Origin of the sequence: Fastidiosibacter lacustris (assembly GCF_003428155.1) — a bacterium.
Taxonomy (GTDB): domain Bacteria; phylum Pseudomonadota; class Gammaproteobacteria; order Francisellales; family Francisellaceae; genus Caedibacter; species Caedibacter lacustris.
Genome location: NZ_QLIR01000002.1, coordinates 67125 through 83347 on the forward strand (window position 1 = coordinate 67125; position 16223 = coordinate 83347).

Annotated in this window: 13 protein-coding genes; 6 read left to right on the top strand and 7 right to left on the bottom strand. The window is 37.4% G+C overall.

Translation table 11 applies throughout. The annotated features are described in order from the left end of the window. Positions 1–144: 144 nt before the first annotated feature. A complete protein-coding gene (ftsH, locus tag DNJ77_RS01600; RefSeq protein ID WP_116963251.1) occupies positions 145–2070 on the top strand; it encodes an ATP-dependent zinc metalloprotease FtsH in 1926 nt (641 codons plus the stop codon). A 124-nt stretch (positions 2071–2194) separates the two neighbouring features. On the opposite strand, the gene DNJ77_RS01605 is transcribed toward ftsH, so the two are convergent. The 7 genes from DNJ77_RS01605 to DNJ77_RS01635 all read right to left on the bottom strand — a co-directional run bounded on the left by DNJ77_RS01605 (position 2195) and on the right by DNJ77_RS01635 (position 12579). After that, on the bottom strand, positions 2195–3421 hold the full coding sequence (locus DNJ77_RS01605; RefSeq protein WP_157966548.1) for an ISL3 family transposase: 1227 nt from the start codon (positions 3419–3421) through the stop codon (positions 2195–2197). Next, positions 3399–6548 carry a type I restriction endonuclease subunit R gene (locus DNJ77_RS01610; RefSeq protein ID WP_116963253.1) on the bottom strand — a complete coding sequence of 1050 codons (3150 nt, stop codon included), beginning with the start codon at positions 6546–6548 and terminating at the stop codon, positions 3399–3401. Before DNJ77_RS01610 ends, DNJ77_RS01605 begins: the two co-directional genes overlap by 23 nt. After that, a complete protein-coding gene (locus tag DNJ77_RS01615) occupies positions 6545–7006 on the bottom strand; it encodes a virulence RhuM family protein (RefSeq protein ID WP_116963254.1) in 462 nt (153 codons plus the stop codon). The genes DNJ77_RS01610 and DNJ77_RS01615 overlap by 4 nt, the downstream gene beginning before the upstream one ends. After that, positions 7006–8262 (bottom strand): restriction endonuclease subunit S, encoded by a 1257-nt coding sequence (locus DNJ77_RS01620; RefSeq protein WP_116963255.1) that lies wholly within the window; start codon positions 8260–8262, stop codon positions 7006–7008. The genes DNJ77_RS01615 and DNJ77_RS01620 overlap by 1 nt, the downstream gene beginning before the upstream one ends. Next, positions 8259–8867: a DUF6933 domain-containing protein gene (locus tag DNJ77_RS01625; RefSeq protein WP_116963256.1), complete on the bottom strand. Its 609-nt coding sequence runs from the start codon at positions 8865–8867 to the stop codon at positions 8259–8261. Before DNJ77_RS01625 ends, DNJ77_RS01620 begins: the two co-directional genes overlap by 4 nt. Before the next feature lie 107 nt (positions 8868–8974). Beyond that, the gene (locus tag DNJ77_RS01630) at positions 8975–10936 is read right to left on the bottom strand and encodes a type I restriction-modification system subunit M (protein ID WP_116963257.1); all 1962 of its coding nucleotides are present in this window, start codon (positions 10934–10936) and stop codon (positions 8975–8977) included. A gap of 194 nt (positions 10937–11130) precedes the next feature. Next, positions 11131–12579 (bottom strand): M17 family metallopeptidase, encoded by a 1449-nt coding sequence (locus tag DNJ77_RS01635; protein ID WP_116963258.1) that lies wholly within the window; start codon positions 12577–12579, stop codon positions 11131–11133. Between the two features lie 282 nt (positions 12580–12861). Between DNJ77_RS01635 and map the strand changes: the two genes are divergently transcribed. The 5 genes from map to DNJ77_RS01660 all read left to right on the top strand — a co-directional run bounded on the left by map (position 12862) and on the right by DNJ77_RS01660 (position 16206). Beyond that, positions 12862–13662, top strand: a complete 801-nt coding sequence (gene map / locus DNJ77_RS01640) for a type I methionyl aminopeptidase (RefSeq protein WP_116963259.1) — start codon at positions 12862–12864, stop codon at positions 13660–13662. A gap of 9 nt (positions 13663–13671) precedes the next feature. Continuing rightward, positions 13672–14514, top strand: a complete 843-nt coding sequence (locus tag DNJ77_RS01645) for a hypothetical protein (protein ID WP_116963260.1) — start codon at positions 13672–13674, stop codon at positions 14512–14514. Positions 14515–14578: 64 nt separating this feature from the next. Then, positions 14579–14902, top strand: coding sequence for a ferredoxin FdxA (gene fdxA / locus DNJ77_RS01650; RefSeq protein WP_116963261.1), 324 nt, complete (start codon positions 14579–14581; stop codon positions 14900–14902). A 12-nt stretch (positions 14903–14914) separates the two neighbouring features. After that, complete coding sequence (gmhB, locus tag DNJ77_RS01655) at positions 14915–15466, top strand: D-glycero-beta-D-manno-heptose 1,7-bisphosphate 7-phosphatase (protein ID WP_116963262.1); 552 nt, start codon at positions 14915–14917, stop codon at positions 15464–15466. Then, the gene (locus tag DNJ77_RS01660) at positions 15463–16206 is read left to right on the top strand and encodes a lysophospholipid acyltransferase family protein (RefSeq protein ID WP_116963263.1); all 744 of its coding nucleotides are present in this window, start codon (positions 15463–15465) and stop codon (positions 16204–16206) included. Before gmhB ends, DNJ77_RS01660 begins: the two co-directional genes overlap by 4 nt. The last annotated feature ends 17 nt before the right edge of the window (positions 16207–16223 follow it).

Consider the following 16223-nt stretch of genomic DNA (forward strand, 5'->3'; position numbering starts at 1 on the left):
TTGAGGCATTAAGAGAGATTGCAAATTTTTGTTGTGAAGTCATCGCGACAAGGTGGGTGATATATTATAATATGCAGTCAGAACTACCTAAGTGGTCAGATTACAAAGGTTAAAACAGACTAAATCAATAGGGATTACACTTGCATGAAGAAAAATGAATTTTTGCGAAATGCACTGTTCTGGGGGCTTATTGCCATTGGATTAGTGTTTATTTTTAGCAATATGAGTACTAAGACAGATTCATCAACAGCGATGAAGTACTCAAGCTTTATTCAACAACTTAATAGTGGCAGCATTCAATCGGTCATGGTTGATGGACGTACTTTTATCGGTACGACGGATACAGGAGAAAAGTTTACAACTTATGCTCCATTACTTGATCAAAGCATTGTTGATCAAATGCTGAGTAAGAATACGGAGGTTTCAGCTAAAGCGCCTGAGAAACCAAGTTTACTATTGGCATTTTTATTTAATTGGCTACCACTTTTATTGATTGCTGGTTTCTTTATTTTTCTGATGATGCGTGCAGGCGGTGGCAAAAGTGGAGCTTTTTCATTTGGTAAGAGTAAGGCCAAGCTTTTAGGTGAAGACCAAATTAAGGTTACACTTGCTGATGTCGCTGGTGTCGATGAAGCAAAAGAAGAGGTCAGTGAAATTGTGGATTTCTTAAAAAATCCGGCTAAATACGAAAAAATTGGCGGTAAAATTCCTAAAGGTGTATTAATGGTGGGACCTCCTGGGACAGGTAAAACGCTATTAGCGCGTGCGATTGCAGGTGAAGCTAAAGTTCCGTTTTTCTCAATTTCAGGTTCCGATTTCGTTGAAATGTTTGTTGGGGTTGGCGCATCTCGAGTTCGAGACATGTTTGAACAAGCAAAAAGACGTGCACCTTGTATTATTTTTATTGATGAAATTGATGCTGTTGGACGTCATCGTGGCGCAGGTCTAGGAGGTGGACACGATGAGCGTGAACAAACGTTAAACCAAATGCTCGTTGAAATGGATGGTTTTGCCGATAATGAAGGTGTGATTGTCATTGCTGCAACTAACCGTCCTGATGTTTTAGATCCTGCGTTATTGCGTCCTGGTCGTTTTGACAGACAAGTAACGGTTGGTTTACCAAGTGTCAAAGGTCGTGAGCAGATTCTTAAAGTACATATGCGTAAAGTAGCAGTTGGCGAGGAGGTGCGTGTTGATTGGATTGCGCGCGGCACATCTGGTTTCTCAGGGGCTGAGCTTGCTAACTTGGTCAATGAAGCTGCTCTTTTTGCTGCACGTTCCAACAAAGAAATTGTTGGAATGGAGGAGTTTGAAAAGGCGAAAGACAAAATCTTAATGGGAGCAGAACGCCGTTCTATGGCAATGAGTGATGAGCAAAAACGCTTAACTGCGTATCATGAAGCAGGACACGCTATTGTTGGTCGTTTGGTGCCAGATCATGATCCTGTGTATAAAGTGAGCATTATCCCTAGAGGACGCGCATTAGGCGTTACAATGTATTTACCAGATGGTGATCAAGTCAGTCAATCGCGTGAACAACTACTTAGTCGATTATCGAGCATCTTTGGTGGGCGGATTGCAGAAGAGCTTATTTTTGGCTATGACAAGGTGACAACTGGAGCTTCAAATGATATTCAAGTTGCAACTAATATTGCTAGAAGCATGGTTACAAAATGGGGGTTATCAAACAAGATGGGACCAATCTTGTTTGACGAGGATGATCAGCAACCATTTTTAGGGCAAAGTATGAGTAAAAGCCCTAAACATTTCTCAGATAAAACCGCGTTAGATATTGACGAGGAAGTACGTCGCTTGATTGATGAAAATTATGCAAGGGCAGAAAAAATCCTACGTGAGAACGTTGACATTCTCCATGCTATGGCAGAGGCGTTGATGAAATATGAAACGATTGATTCAATGCAAGTAGATGACTTAATGGCGCGTCGTGAAGTCAGAGAACCAGGTGACTGGGGAGATAGTTATGTTCCTAAAGAGGAAAAGCAAACTATAGCAAATAGACCAAGAAACAATGAATCATCTAATGTGTCAGAAACCACTCTAAAAGAGTAAACTACACCTTTTTAACTTGTGGGAAAATTGGCTATTCGGCTTAAGTAGTTGATTTCATCAAATGATTTTTGTATGCGGCATATAAGGTTGATATATCCTGTCCAAAATATTGTTGATCATTTTCTTAAACATCTTGAGATTTTTGCTCAAACTGAGTGTATCTTTTAAATGTCTTTCGTTCTTTGTATTTCCGTGACTGTAAGCTAAGTATTGCTTTTGCTCTTAGAACATCAAATGAATATCCACGCCCATTTTTATTGATCAATTTAATCAAACCATTGATCGCCTCAGTACAGGCATTAGTATATTGATAGTAAAAGTAATTAAAGATTTCATCCTTCCAGTTGCTCACGGTTTTTGCCACTAACTCATAAAATACTTTAACGTTATCATCAATAAGAGTGAGCCAAGTGTCATACGCTGCTAATGCTTTTTTTCTATCTGATAACTCAAAAATACAAAAGAAAGCTTCTTTTAGAACATAAACCTGTTCTAATTGAGGGAATTTACCAAACCAGTCATATAATATAATTTTTTCCATCTCAGATAAATCACGTTGGTGCTTCAATAATAAATAACGATCATTCTTTAATTGTTTTCTCTCTTTGTGTGATAAGGCAGACTCAATTGATTTTCTTGCTTTTTCAAGCGCCTCTTGTGCTAATTTGACGACATGAAATTTATCAATGACAACAACAGCGTGTGGTAAAAGCGCTTTCACAACACTATGGTAAGGGCGCCACATATCAATTGAGACGACAGAGATTTTATGTCTATCAGGTAAGTTACTAATGTATTTTGACAGTGTCACTTTATTGCGATCAACAAGCATATCAATAAGGCATTTTTCTTTAACGTTTGTAATCACACATCGAGCTTTTCCAATCAGATGTGCCTCATCAATACCAAGTATTGTTGGTGTAATTGGTTTGTAGCTATTTATTTCTGGCGTTAATGATTCTTTAAATATTCTTCTTACCGTTTTCTCATCTAGACCAATTTCATCCGCAACAGATTGGAAAGTCTTATTGAACGCATTTTTATAAATATACTCGTGCAATCGATTTGTCATCAATGCTTTTTCGTGCATCTCACACGAGTGCTGATATAAGGTAGCACCACAGTCTTTGCATTTATAGCGTCTACGCTTAAGATAAATACCAACAAACAACCCATGTAATGGAATGTCACGATAAAGTGTTGTTTTGCTGCCATTTTTAATCAGCTTACCAGTATTACAGGATTTACAGGTGGTCGGATCAATGACTATTTCAGCATTGATATGGCATGTATGATCAGCATCCTTTTTAATATTAATGACACGAATATCACTTAGTTGTAAGTTGCCCACTGTCTGCCTTTTCAGAATAAATCATATCTGCAATCAAAGAAGTAATTAATGCCATTTTTTCTTTTTGTCCTAGCGCTTGCATGCTTAAATCCGTATGAGTACGTAGACTATCTACAACAGCTCTTTCTACTGATTGCGGCAAACTTCCCTCCATTGCGCGCTGTTTATCGTTAGCATGAATTTGTGCCATGGTTTTTTCATCTTTTTTCACTTTATCTTTAACACTGGTCACAAAATTGATAGCATCTTCATCACTAAAGTCCCCCGAAAATAGCTTATTGAATTGATCGATAATTTTGCTCAAAACTTCAGTTTTCTGATCTCGTGCTTTAGCTTGACCTGGGTTAATGGCATCTATTTTGCTGCCTTTCAAGTCAATGCTTTGGGTTGCCTGTTTAGTTAGCTTGTAGTTAGTAAGTACCACATCGCCAATATCAACCTCAGGTGCTAGTTCAGTGGTATATAAATTTGGCAACAAGCCACGCGCATAACTTGAGAATTTTTCTAGTTCAATATCATTATAATCATGCACCTGAGACAAGAAGTCGTACATTCTGATAAAGGTTGATAACGATTTTTTAAACACATCTAAGTAATTTTTGGCTTCTGAGACTTCTTTTAGCTGTGAGTTTGCATTTTTGATAGCAATCTCATCATTAGAATCCTTTGCGCGATTAAGCTCAAGTTGTGCGTGCTTGATTGCCTCAATAGTCTGTCTATAACGCCCTTTAAATCTATCTGCTGCGGGCTTAATGGCAGCACTCATTAGATTTTGAAGGTTCTTGTGCTGATAAAATACTGCCGAATAAGCATTTATTTCAAGTGTGGTAAATATACCATATTCATCAAGCTTTTCATAAAGCTCATACACTAAATTTTCATCAGTTACATCGGTGATTTCAGCCGCCTTATAGTATGGCTCAAACGCTTCTTTTATATCTTGAGCTTTATTGACAAAATCTAAGATAAAAACATGATCTTTGCCGGTATAGGTGCGATTTAAGCGTGATAATGTCTGTACAGCATCAACACCACTTAATTTCTTATCAACATACATAGCGCAAAGCTTTGGTTGGTCAAAGCCTGTTTGAAATTTATTAGCAACAAGCATGACTTGGTAATCATCCGTATCAAAGGCATCACGCATATCACGCCCCTTTAATGTAGGATTCATATTGAGCTCAGTATATTCCTTTTCATCCCCTTGATAATCATCATTAACTTTACCAGAGAAAGCAACCATTGCTGCAACGTTATCAAAAAGTGGATTACCTTTATTTTTTTCTAAAAAGCGATCAAACTCAATTTTATATCTTACCGCGGCCTTGCGTGAGGAGGTAACCACCATTGCCTTGGCTTGGTAGTTTAATAATGATTTAATTGAAGTGGCAAAGTGGTGAAGAATAATGTCAATCTTCTGTGCAATCGCATAAGGATGTAAAGTGGTATAGCGCTTAAGTTTGATTTTTGCCTGCTTGGTTTCTACTTCACGCTCGCCATCTTTTGAGATAATCTTTAACGCGGTTTCATAGGTTGTATAATCTTTCAAAACATCGAGAATAAATCCTTCTTCAATGGCTTGTTGCATCGTGTATACATGAAATGGCAATGGCGGATTGTCCTTGCTTGTGGGGTTATTTGGGTTTGCAGGTCGTCCAAACAGCTCCATCGTTTTGTGTTTTGGTGTAGCAGTGAATGCAAAAAAACTGATATTGGTTAGTTTGCCTTTACTCTCAAGAGTTGCATTTAATACATCCTCAGCACTCATCTCATCATCAAGCATTTCAGCATTTAATACTTCCTTCATTTTTTGCGCTGTTTTGCCTGATTGAGATGAATGCGCTTCATCGGCAATAATGGCAAAGTTTTTGTCCTTTAATGTGGTTGTTTTTTGTATCTCTTCCAACACAAAAGGGAAGGTTTGAATCGTCACAGGAATGATGGCAGCACCATCTTTTAAGGCGACAGCAAGCTGATTAGATTTGCTTTGAAAGTCCGAGTTTCTCTCAATAGGTACCACTAAGCCGTCAACTTGCTCAAATTGTTTGATCGTTTGTTGTAGCTGACTGTCCAAAACCGTGCGATCGGTAATTACAATTACGGTATCAAAGTAACGCCTGCCTTCATTACTATGCAATGATGATAATTGATGCGCAAGCCATGCAATAGAGTTAGACTTGCCACTGCCAGCACTATGCTGGATTAAATATTTCTGACCAACCTTTTCAACATGCACGACCTCTAGTAATTTCCTAACCACATCAAGCTGATGATAACGCGGGAAAATTAACGCTTCTTTTTTCTTGATAACGCCTTCAGCCGTTGTTTTTTCTTCAACTTGAAGGTGCATGAATTTAGCTAAAATATTGAGCAAACTCTCTTTGCTTAAAACTTCCTGCCATAAATATTCAGTTGCAAAGCCCTCTGGTTTATGCGGATTGCCTTTACCGCCATTATGACCTTTGTTGAAAGGCAAGAAAAAGGTATTTTTGCCTTCAAGCTTAGTCGTCATATACACTTCATCGGTACTCACTGCAAAATGCACCAACGCACCACGCTTGAAAGTAAGCAATGGCTCATCTTTACGTGTCGGCTTATCTTTTGGTAAACGATCTGATTTATATTGCTCAATGGCATCTTCAACCGTTTGCGTAAAGTCGGTTTTTAACTCGATGGTCGCAACAGGGATACCATTGACAAATAACACCAAATCAATGCTATTTTTATTATTTTCAGAATAAAATACTTGCCTGACTACGCGACAAATATTGGCATGATAATTACGTTCCAAAGTCTCATTATGTAACTGCGGTTTAAATTGGCATAGTTTTAATCTTGCTGGATGTGCTTTTATTTCATGTCGCAAATAATGCAAAGCACCTTTATCATGAATTTTTTTAGCAACAAGTTTGGTAATTTCATCATCTGCTTTATCTTTAAAGCGTAGTTGATATTTCTCATAGGCTTCAGATTGTGTCATTTTAATATAATCGAGTAAATCCTCTGTGTATAACGCCAAAGATTTATCATAACGACTTGAAACACCTTCAACCCAGCCGCATTCGGGTATGCACATATCTAAAACAACTTGCTGTTCCATTTTTTTCTCGTGATGTTTTGTACTCATTTCTTGCCTCTTCCCTTTGGTAATTGATCAATGACCTTATCAAAATCACTTAACCGCTGATCGTTATGCTTTATCTCATTGGCATGAAATGTATCATAAGCTTGCTCTGCTAATTGATTAGTTGCCCATTGGCGGAATCTTGTTGCAACATGAGATCTAACCCGATATCCCACTGAGATGATCATATCCAAATTATAATAATCAACAGCCCTATTTACTTGTCTCTCACCCTCAAATTGAACTGTTCGGAAATTCCGAACAGTTGAAATTTGTTCAAGCTCATCTTCTTCATAGATATGTTTAATGTGTTCACTAATAGTTGATTTTGCAACTTGAAATAACTCAGCCATGCTTTTTTGAGTAAGCCAAACGGTCTCATCTTGCAAGCGCACTTCTATTTTGGTTTTACCTGATTCAGTCTGATAGATAATAAATTGAGATTGATTTTCAATCGACATCAAATGCACTCCCTTACGTCAACTTTGCCTGTGACCACAGCGGTGATTAAGGCAGTACGTTTTTCTTTTAGTAGCTCAATTGCCTGTTCAGCTTTGGTAATGGTTTGGTCTATTTTAGCGGTTTGTTGGTCTAGATAATTGGCTATGGCGGTTTGTTCTTGAAGTGAAGGTAAACCTATAGTTATGTTATTTAAATCCTCCTGCGTCATACTAGGAAGGGCAGTACTGGTAGAATAGAAATCAAAATTTATTACCGTAGATCTATAGAAGATAAATTTAGGGTTACGGTTTGCTTCGATAATTGAATAAAACATTGTATCTACTGTCCAGAACTTACCATTAATTAATAAAGGTTTATCAATTGTACCTTTTCTTCCAAATAAAATAGAAACTCCTTCATACAGATAATTAGATGCTCTTGCAAATTCACCTCCTGAACCCATTACAGGGTATCCTCCTGTATCTGTTTGTATGTTTTTATAGTCTTGACCATTTTTTATCTTTAAAGAATATTTCATTTTTTGAACAACCCAATGCTCAGGCACCTCCCCCAACCACTCAACCCCACTATTTTTCATTTTAACCGTTGGATCTAAGCCTTTGGTCACACAATGGGTAATTAAAGCTGTGCGTTTTTCTTTGGAAAGTGCAATTAGCTTTTGATAGTGCTCAATAAGCTTATCTATTTTTGTGGTTTGTTGGTCTAGGTAGTTGGCGATGGTGGTTTGTTCTTGGCGTGGTGGCAATAATCCAAAAAGGTAGCACAGCCTTTCAGCTTTAATCCCAAGGGCAGTTGACCCAGATGCATACAAATATAGGCTAACTTGAAATGAATATGACATTATGAAATATTTAAGAAAATAGTTACAAAGTTGATTTGAACGCCCTCTGAACTTAATAATTCGTTGCGCTAATGCAATTTCTTCATTGTCAATATTTGCAACTTCACCCAATGGTGCTTCTGTAGTAAAAACCACATCACTAATCTGAGGAAGACCTCTAGACATAACCTCTGAATAATCGTTAGCAGTAATATATTCTTGTGAAAGTGTATAATCAATTTTACCTTTTTTAATATTCCTTGCTGTAACTAGGAAAATTCCTTCAGTATGCTTTTCAGGGGTCTTACCTCTATAATCAACTATTGATTCCATCATTTTCTTGAATCCAATAACCACCCAACCCTCAGGCACTTCCCCCAACCACTCAACACCACTCTCTTTATATTTTGGATAAGGCTTCAGTTTACCACTCACTGCTTGTCTCCTTGCGGAAAGGGAATCACATTATCAATACCAGCGACATTTTCGCCCTCATTAATGCAATCGCCATCAAGATACGACTGCCAAAGCGCAATTGGTTTAGTGTACTCTTTTTTAGTATGTGGGTTGGTGATTAAGGCACTTTGCCAGTAATCCATTGTTTTATTACAAACTATTTGACTCACTTCACCATGGCGGAAACATTCAAACTCTAGGATTTGTTTAAATTGATTGAGATGTGTCGTCACACTGCGATTATCCGTTTTACAAAAATCAAGCTGCTTTAACTGTGGCTCAAAATAATCACGAATCTGGCAACCGTAGTCTTCAAACCTTGGAATTTCAAGCTCATTAATCGCCCATTCGATCATTGCTGGCAGCGAATCAAAGAGATATTTTGCACCACCTATTTCAAACAATGGGATAGCTAATGTGACTCGCGTGTTAACGTGCATAAACACGGCAACATCTTTGCGTTGGATTTTTAACAAATCAACTGCCCAATCATCATAAAAAGGTAAAGACTGCTCTTTTGATTGTGGCAAGTCCATTATTTTAAGCCTGCTTGCCATTTTAGCCGTTAATCTAAATTGGGCCATTTATGTTTCCCTTAAAACGCAAAAGCCGCTAAAGTGTGCGTGAATCAGAGGCATAGCGGCTATGTTGCCCCTAAGTATATTCGCAAGGATCCGAAAATGCAAGCACCTCATGAATGCACCTCGCCCAAAAGCGCTAATATCTCTTTGGTAACTGCATCTAATTCTGCGTCAATTTCTGCTAACGCGCGTGGTGGTTTATACTCGTAAAAGTAACGATTAAATGGGATCTCATAACCAACAATACCAATGTTACCATCCTTCTCATCGCGTTTACTCTCATCAATCCAGGAATCTGCTACATGCGGTTTGACTTCCTTTTCAAAGTAATCATAGATATCCTGTTGTAATGGGATATTTTCATAATCTCTTAAGTCAGTATTTGGCTCGGGGTTGCCTTTGCTATCAACACAGATTTCAGCATTATCATTGGTTTGAGAGAAATGTTTTTGCAGTAATTTAAATTGTGCTGCGGTCAGCTTGACATTTAGGTCTTTTATAAATTGATCTCGCGATAAGTACTCTTCTTTTTTGCAACTTGTTAAGGCATTCAATATTTCCTGTTGTTGTTCATCTTTAAGCTTCAAAAACGCGTTATCCTCTTTAAGCGCATTGATGTTGTTCTCGTCTTTTGGGTAAAAGGCAAGCTTTAATGGTCGCTCAATGGTTACCCGTCTAAAACCAAACTCAGTATAATCAAATAACTTACTTGTCTTAGTTTGTTCAAAGTTGCCATACGCTTGAACAATGTCAGCAATAACATCTTCATCTAAGTATTTACGTTTAGATCCCAATGACTTGCGCATGGGGCTACCTTTATCTGCAGCATTAATTAGTTGCACTTTACCTTTGCGCTCAGGTGATTTTTTATTGCTTAACATCCAGATATAAGTAGAGATACCCGTATTAAAAAACATATCCGTAGGTAAAGCAATGATGGCTTCCAACAAGTCATTTTCAAGCACATAACGCCTGATTTCAGACTCCCCTGAACCAGCGCCACCTGTAAATAAGGGTGAGCCATTAAGAATAATCCCAATGCGACTGCCACCTTCTTGTGAAGGACGCATTTTTGAAATAAGGTGCATTAAGAACAATAACGAACCGTCACTCACTCGTGGTAATCCAGCGCCAAAACGCCCGTTATAGCCTTGGATCTTATGTTCATCTTTTACTGCCTTTTCAACCTTTTTCCATTCCACACCAAATGGTGGATTAGATAGCATATAATCAAATTTTTTAGACGTAAGTTGATCGTCACTTAAGGTGTTGCCAAATTTAATATTGTCCGCATCTTCGCCTTTGATTAAAATATCTGCCTTACAAATGGCAAAGGACTCAGGATTCAACTCCTGTCCATAAGTTTTTAAATGGGCATTGGGATTAAGCTCCGCAATATATTCACTGGCTGATGTTAGAAAACCGCCTGTGCCAACTGTAGGATCATAGATTGAGCGTACCACGCCTTGATCAGTTAACATCGCATTATCTGCACTGAAAATTAATGAAGTAGCTAAACGTACAATGTCTCGTGGTGTAAAATGCTCCCCTGCGGTCTCGTTAGACTCCTCGGCAAACTTGCGAATCAACTCCTCAAATAAGTTACCCATTTCATAATTTGAAACCGCTTCAGGACTTAAATCGCAATCTTCTTTTGTAAAACGCTCGATGATCTTATACAGCAAGTTTGCTTCATCTAGGTAATGTATTTGATCTATAAACTTAAATCGATTAAAAATATCTTTGATATTGTCACTAAACGAATCAAGGTAGGTAATAAGGTTTGCTCTTAAGTTATCAGAGTCAGCCTTTAATTTAGCTAATGTATATTCCGATGTGTTATAAAACGTGTTTTGCGACTTAGCAGTTAAAATGGCATTTAGCGGAATGCCTAAATCTTTGCGTTTGTTGTATTCATCGACAACATCTTGCCTTGTCGGCGCAAGAACTGCCTCAACACGCGCTAAAACCGTAAAGGGCAAAATCACCTTACCAAAATCAGAGCGTTTATAATCACCGCGCAATAAATCTGCAATTGACCATATCAATGAGGATAAGTTTTTTGTGTTCATTTTGTATTATCTAAAATCTTGAATAATCGTGAATCTAGCAGTAAAGGATGTCAAAATCAATGGCATCATCAACCATAAAAGCCGATATTTAAAATAATATTCAAAAATAAATCAACTATGTAAGCCGAATAGCCTTAATTAGGTTTCATTGACTGTTTATTGTTAATCATTATTTGATGATGGGAGGAAGTAGGTTATGCAAAAAAATGTTCAATCAATTCGCAAGTGTACCAAACTCCAACACCACTGATTTCGGTTGGAATAGGAGCAAGCCCACCTTTATGTTTGCAAGAAGCTAAATCCATGTGTAGCCAACGAATTTCTTTGCCTACGAATTGTTGCAAGAATTTAGCTGCAAGAATATGGTCGGCATTACCCGTTACATAGCATTGTTTTAAGTCAGCGATATCTGATTTCAGTTCTTCTAAATAATGCTTATCCATTGGGAATGGCCAGACTTTTTCTGCGCATTTTATGCCATATTTGACGAGATTGTGCTGCCAATCATAATTGTTACTGAAAATGGCAGAGTATTCAGTACCTAGCGCACGCACTGCCGCCCCTGTTAAGGTTGCATAATCAATCAGTAGATCTGGTTTTTGCTGGCTAGCAAGACAGAGTGCATCGGATAGTACCATTCGTCCTTCGGCATCGGTATCAACAATTTCAATCGTTTTACCGTTTAAAGCGGTAATGACTTCATTAGGTAAAAAAGCATTTGCACCAATATTATTGGTGGTAATCGCCAAATAGCAATGCACTTGGAAAGGTACTTGTAAGATGCTTAACGATAGCAAGCTGCCAACTGCAACCGCGCTGCCCATCATATCATCATTCATGCCATACATATGTTGTGGTTGCTTTAAGCTTACTCCACCTGTATCAAAGCAAATACCTTTGCCGACTAAAGCAATGGTGTTAGTAAACTCCCTTGGTGTATAGGATAGCTTAACAATGCCCGCGACTTCTGATGCACGTGCTACTGCACTGAAAGCGCCTGCCCCCATATCTTGAAGTTGTGCTTTGTCATACAGTGTATATCCCCAACCTTCTGTTTTAGCCATGTTGGCTAATATTTCAATATAGATAGCGGGGGTTAAATAATTTGTAGGTAAAATAGTAAGATAGCGTGCTAACGCATTGCCTTTATGTTTGGCAATAATTTCTAGAAAATCACTTTCGATATAATCGCCAATGATATCAATTTCAGCATTGCATGGCTTATTATCGCGTTTAAAGTTAGGCATGTTTTGAGTGTGGGCAAGCAGTGCTCGGACACATGCTTCTACTGTTACATTATCTGCGTGATTAGTAATCAAGGCAATGTGTTTGGCTTCTAATACATTTGCCTCAGAAAGCAATTTAGAAAGATCCTTTAACCATAAGTAAAGCTCACAATCGCCTAGATTTTGTTTAACAATGATTCGAGTTCCTCTAGCGTTAGGTAGTTGAGTGAAATAGCCTTTCTTGTCGTGTGGCGCATAATACATTTTGCGCTGATATATCGTTTCTCCATGAGGTAGACTTAACCATTGCTGCTCGTCATCAGAAATAGCAATAATTACATCATATTGCTGTTGTGTTTGATTATAATCTTGAATAAAGTTTAACCTTGTTGCTGAGAGTGATTGTAGTACGTTCATTAGTAAGTCCTTAGACAAAAAAACTTTTTGCTAGAATGCCTTAGTATAACGAGACTCACAAGTAGTATAAACCATAATTTTACATATTTTGGGACTTAAAATAGCCGAAAAATTTAATGCAATGAGTGTACAATATTATGCGCATGTTTTACTATGGCAAGACTAAAAGATACCTCATCATTTTAGGTACCTAAAATGATGATTAAAGTGAGAAAGAATGGCATTGATAACTGATCAATCCATAAAAGCTAATCAACATTCTAAATTAAAGTTTAAGAAAATATGAGCAATAAGATTATTTTAAAAACCCCTGAACAAATTGAGAAAATGCGCGTTGCTGGTCGTTTGGCTGCTGAAGTTTTAGAAATGATTGAACCATATGTGGCAGTTGGTATTACAACAGCAGAGCTAGATAAAATTTGTCATGACTACATCGTTGATGTGCAAAAAGCCACTCCTGCACCTTTAAATTATAAAGGTTTTCCTAAGTCGATTTGTACATCGGTAAACCATGTAGTATGTCATGGTATTCCATCGGATAAGAAGCTTAAAAAAGGCGATATTTTAAATATTGATGTCACGGTGATTAAAGAAGGATTTCATGGAGATACCAGTAAGATGTTTTTTGTTGGTGGCAAAGAAAGTGCATCGATTATGGCGCAACGTTTAACAGAGGTGACTTATGAGTGTTTATTAAAAGCCATTGAGATTGTAAAACCAGGAAATATGTTGTTAGATGTCGCAAACGTGATAGAAAAACATGCCAAATCTCATAACTTTTCAATAGTAGAAGCATTTTGTGGTCATGGGATTGGTCAAAATTTTCATGAAGAACCACAAGTCTTACATTATGTTTCTAAAAATCCACAGGAGCATAAGTGTTTAAAAACTATCTTAAAACCAGGAATGACCTTTACGATTGAACCAATGATTAATGCAGGGAAAAAGCAAGTGACGATTTTGCGTGATGGTTGGACGGCAGTAACAAAAGATAAAAACCTTTCTGCACAGTGGGAACATACGCTTGTTGTGACTGAATTAGGTTGTGAAGTCTTAACTAAGCGCAAAGATGAAGTGATTTAGAGACATATTATGTTAAGCCAACGTCAGATCAATGAAGCTTGTCAAATGTTAAAACGAGACGGGCAAGAAATTAGCATTGCTAAAGTGCGTAAGCTCTTGCAAGGGCATTATTCTTTTTTTGATGTAGCTGACAAAGTTTTGCTTTTTAAAGAAAATCCAGATAAGGCACGTGAGCTTGCCAAAAAAGAGGTTATTATTGAGGATAAAAGACCAAACGGTTTAGCTTATGTCATTGATCAAGTGTTACTTACTTGTGCTTTGCATGAACATAAACAAATTACTTTAAACCTTAAAGATAAGTTACAGAATTTTGTTGATGCTGAAATTAAAAGTAAGACGCATGATTATGAACATAAGCTTAGAAAACTGCGTCAAAAAAATGATCATTTGGAAGTAAACTTTTATAGTCTTCAAACCCGTATTTTGCAGCTTATAGAAACTCAAAACGTACTAAAAGAGCAAAATTACAGCTTGCAACAGCAGCTGCAAAAGGCGCTTGCTCAGAAAAACTATCGCTTACCAGAGGAGCAAAATACCCAAAAACCTGCACAAATTCGTGATTTTCAGACCCAGATATCGTTTTTAAAAGCTGATTGTTGTGCCGTTTATGATATTGAGAAGCAGAGAATTGTGGTGAAATTGCCACCAAAGCATAAGTTAGAAAGAGAGTTTCAAAAAGGACTAAATAGCATTTATTTGCGTGCTAACGCTATCTATGACTTTGAGATGAAGTGTTGGTTTTTAGATCAATTTGAAGCAAAGACGATTAACCTTTTGGTACGTAATAACTTCGTTATTTCTAAAGAGTTGGCTTATGTGCTGCAAAAGTTGCAGGAACAAACGACTAATTAAGACTTTCAAATACATTTGTTAGTGTTAAAATAATCTCATTTTCATGAGTCTAAGGGTGTCGATTATGCCGTTTGTAGTAACAGAAAGTTGTATTAAATGTAAGTATGGTGACTGTGTTGAGGTTTGCCCAGTAGATTGTTTTTACGAAGGTGAAAATATGTTGGTCATTAATCCAGATGAATGCATTGATTGTGCTTTATGTGAGCCTGAATGTCCTGTGAATGCAATTTATTCCGAGGATGAATTGCCAGAAGATCAACTGGAATTTGTTGAGTTGAATCGAGAACTCTCGCAAGTGTGGGATAATATTACCGAAAAGTGTGAGCCACCTGAGGATGCCGATCAGTGGCGTGACATTAAAGCCAAGCGTCAATATTTAATCAAGTAGGCACGTTTATAAATGTTTAAAAAGAAGCCAGCTTTAGTGATATTGGATCGCGATGGTGTAATCAACGAAGACTCAGATGCTTATGTTAAATCAAAGGATGAATGGCAACCTATTGTAGGAAGCATTGAGGCGATTAAACTTTTGAAAAAGCATCATATTCCTGTGGCAATTGCTACCAATCAATCAGGTATTGCAAGAGGGTTGTTTGATCTTTTTGCTTTGCATGAAATGCACCAAAAACTTTATACACTTTTAGGTCAAGATGCCGATGCCATTTGGCATATTGCGTTTTGCCCGCATGTGCCAGAAGATGAGTGCATGTGTCGTAAACCAAAGGTTGGGTTGCTAGAGGAAATTAGTCAAAAACTCAAAATTCCATTTAATAAAAAAGTCTACTTTGTGGGAGATAGTTTTAGGGACATTGAAGTTGCATATAATGCAGGATGCATACCTGTTTTGGTTAAATCTGGTAAGGGACTCAAAACACTTACTACGCATCAAGAGGCATTAAAAGAAGTACCTGTTTTTGACAATTTATATCAATTTGTGGAATCAATTTTATGAAATTAATACGCGCTTTATGGCATGGTGTGTTATGGTTAAGACAAATCATTTTTGTTATTTACATCGCATTATTAACATTTATTTTGGCATTAATAACAGTCATTCTAAGCTTATTGTGTTTGCCTATTCGTATTCGACTCATTCCTGCTCAAATTTGGTCGACCTTAATGCGCTGGGGATTGGTAATTTTTTTGTGGCTTAGAGTCAGAATTGAAGGTGAGGAAAACTTATTAAAAGAGCCTTGTATCTATATTTGTAAGCATCAATCATCATGGGAGACAGTAATATTACATGGACTACTTCATAATATTTGTTTTGTGTTAAAAGAAGAGCTTTTAAATATTCCATTATTTGGACAAGCATTAAAAGTGGTAGATAGTATTCCTATTGATCGGAAACAAAATCTAAAGTCCTTTAAGAAGATCTTGCAAATGGGAAAAGAGCGTTTACATTCTGGTTTGAGCATTGTGATTTTCCCTGAAGGTACACGCGTTGCTATAGGGAACTATCCAAAATTCCATAAAACGGCGATTACCTTAGCTAAGTCAACAGGAGCAATGGTTGTTCCTGTGGCACACAATTCAGGATGCTTTTGGCCAAATAAAGCAGGACTCATTAAACCTGGGTTGGTGACACTTTCTATTGGTCAGGCGATTTCATCATCTGAGCTTAATATAGACGAATTAAATAATTATTGTTACCAATGGATCAACGATAAAGTAAAGCAAATTGGTGGTTAAAATTTTAAAAGGATAAA

Excerpts from the sequence above, each read along its gene's own strand:
- DNJ77_RS01630 (WP_116963257.1), bottom strand. The coding sequence starts at position 10,936 with ATGAACACAAAAAACTTATCCTCATTGATATGGTCAATTGCAGATTTA.
- ftsH (WP_116963251.1), top strand. The coding sequence starts at position 145 with ATGAAGAAAAATGAATTTTTGCGAAATGCACTGTTCTGGGGGCTTATT.
- DNJ77_RS01660 (WP_116963263.1), top strand. The coding sequence starts at position 15,463 with ATGAAATTAATACGCGCTTTATGGCATGGTGTGTTATGGTTAAGACAA.
- fdxA (WP_116963261.1), top strand. The coding sequence starts at position 14,579 with ATGCCGTTTGTAGTAACAGAAAGTTGTATTAAATGTAAGTATGGTGAC.
- map (WP_116963259.1), top strand. The coding sequence starts at position 12,862 with ATGAGCAATAAGATTATTTTAAAAACCCCTGAACAAATTGAGAAAATG.
- gmhB (WP_116963262.1), top strand. The coding sequence starts at position 14,915 with ATGTTTAAAAAGAAGCCAGCTTTAGTGATATTGGATCGCGATGGTGTA.
- DNJ77_RS01645 (WP_116963260.1), top strand. The coding sequence starts at position 13,672 with ATGTTAAGCCAACGTCAGATCAATGAAGCTTGTCAAATGTTAAAACGA.
- DNJ77_RS01615 (WP_116963254.1), bottom strand. The coding sequence starts at position 7,006 with ATGTCGATTGAAAATCAATCTCAATTTATTATCTATCAGACTGAATCA.
- DNJ77_RS01635 (WP_116963258.1), bottom strand. The coding sequence starts at position 12,579 with ATGAACGTACTACAATCACTCTCAGCAACAAGGTTAAACTTTATTCAA.
- DNJ77_RS01610 (WP_116963253.1), bottom strand. The coding sequence starts at position 6,548 with ATGAGTACAAAACATCACGAGAAAAAAATGGAACAGCAAGTTGTTTTA.
- DNJ77_RS01625 (WP_116963256.1), bottom strand. The coding sequence starts at position 8,867 with ATGGCCCAATTTAGATTAACGGCTAAAATGGCAAGCAGGCTTAAAATA.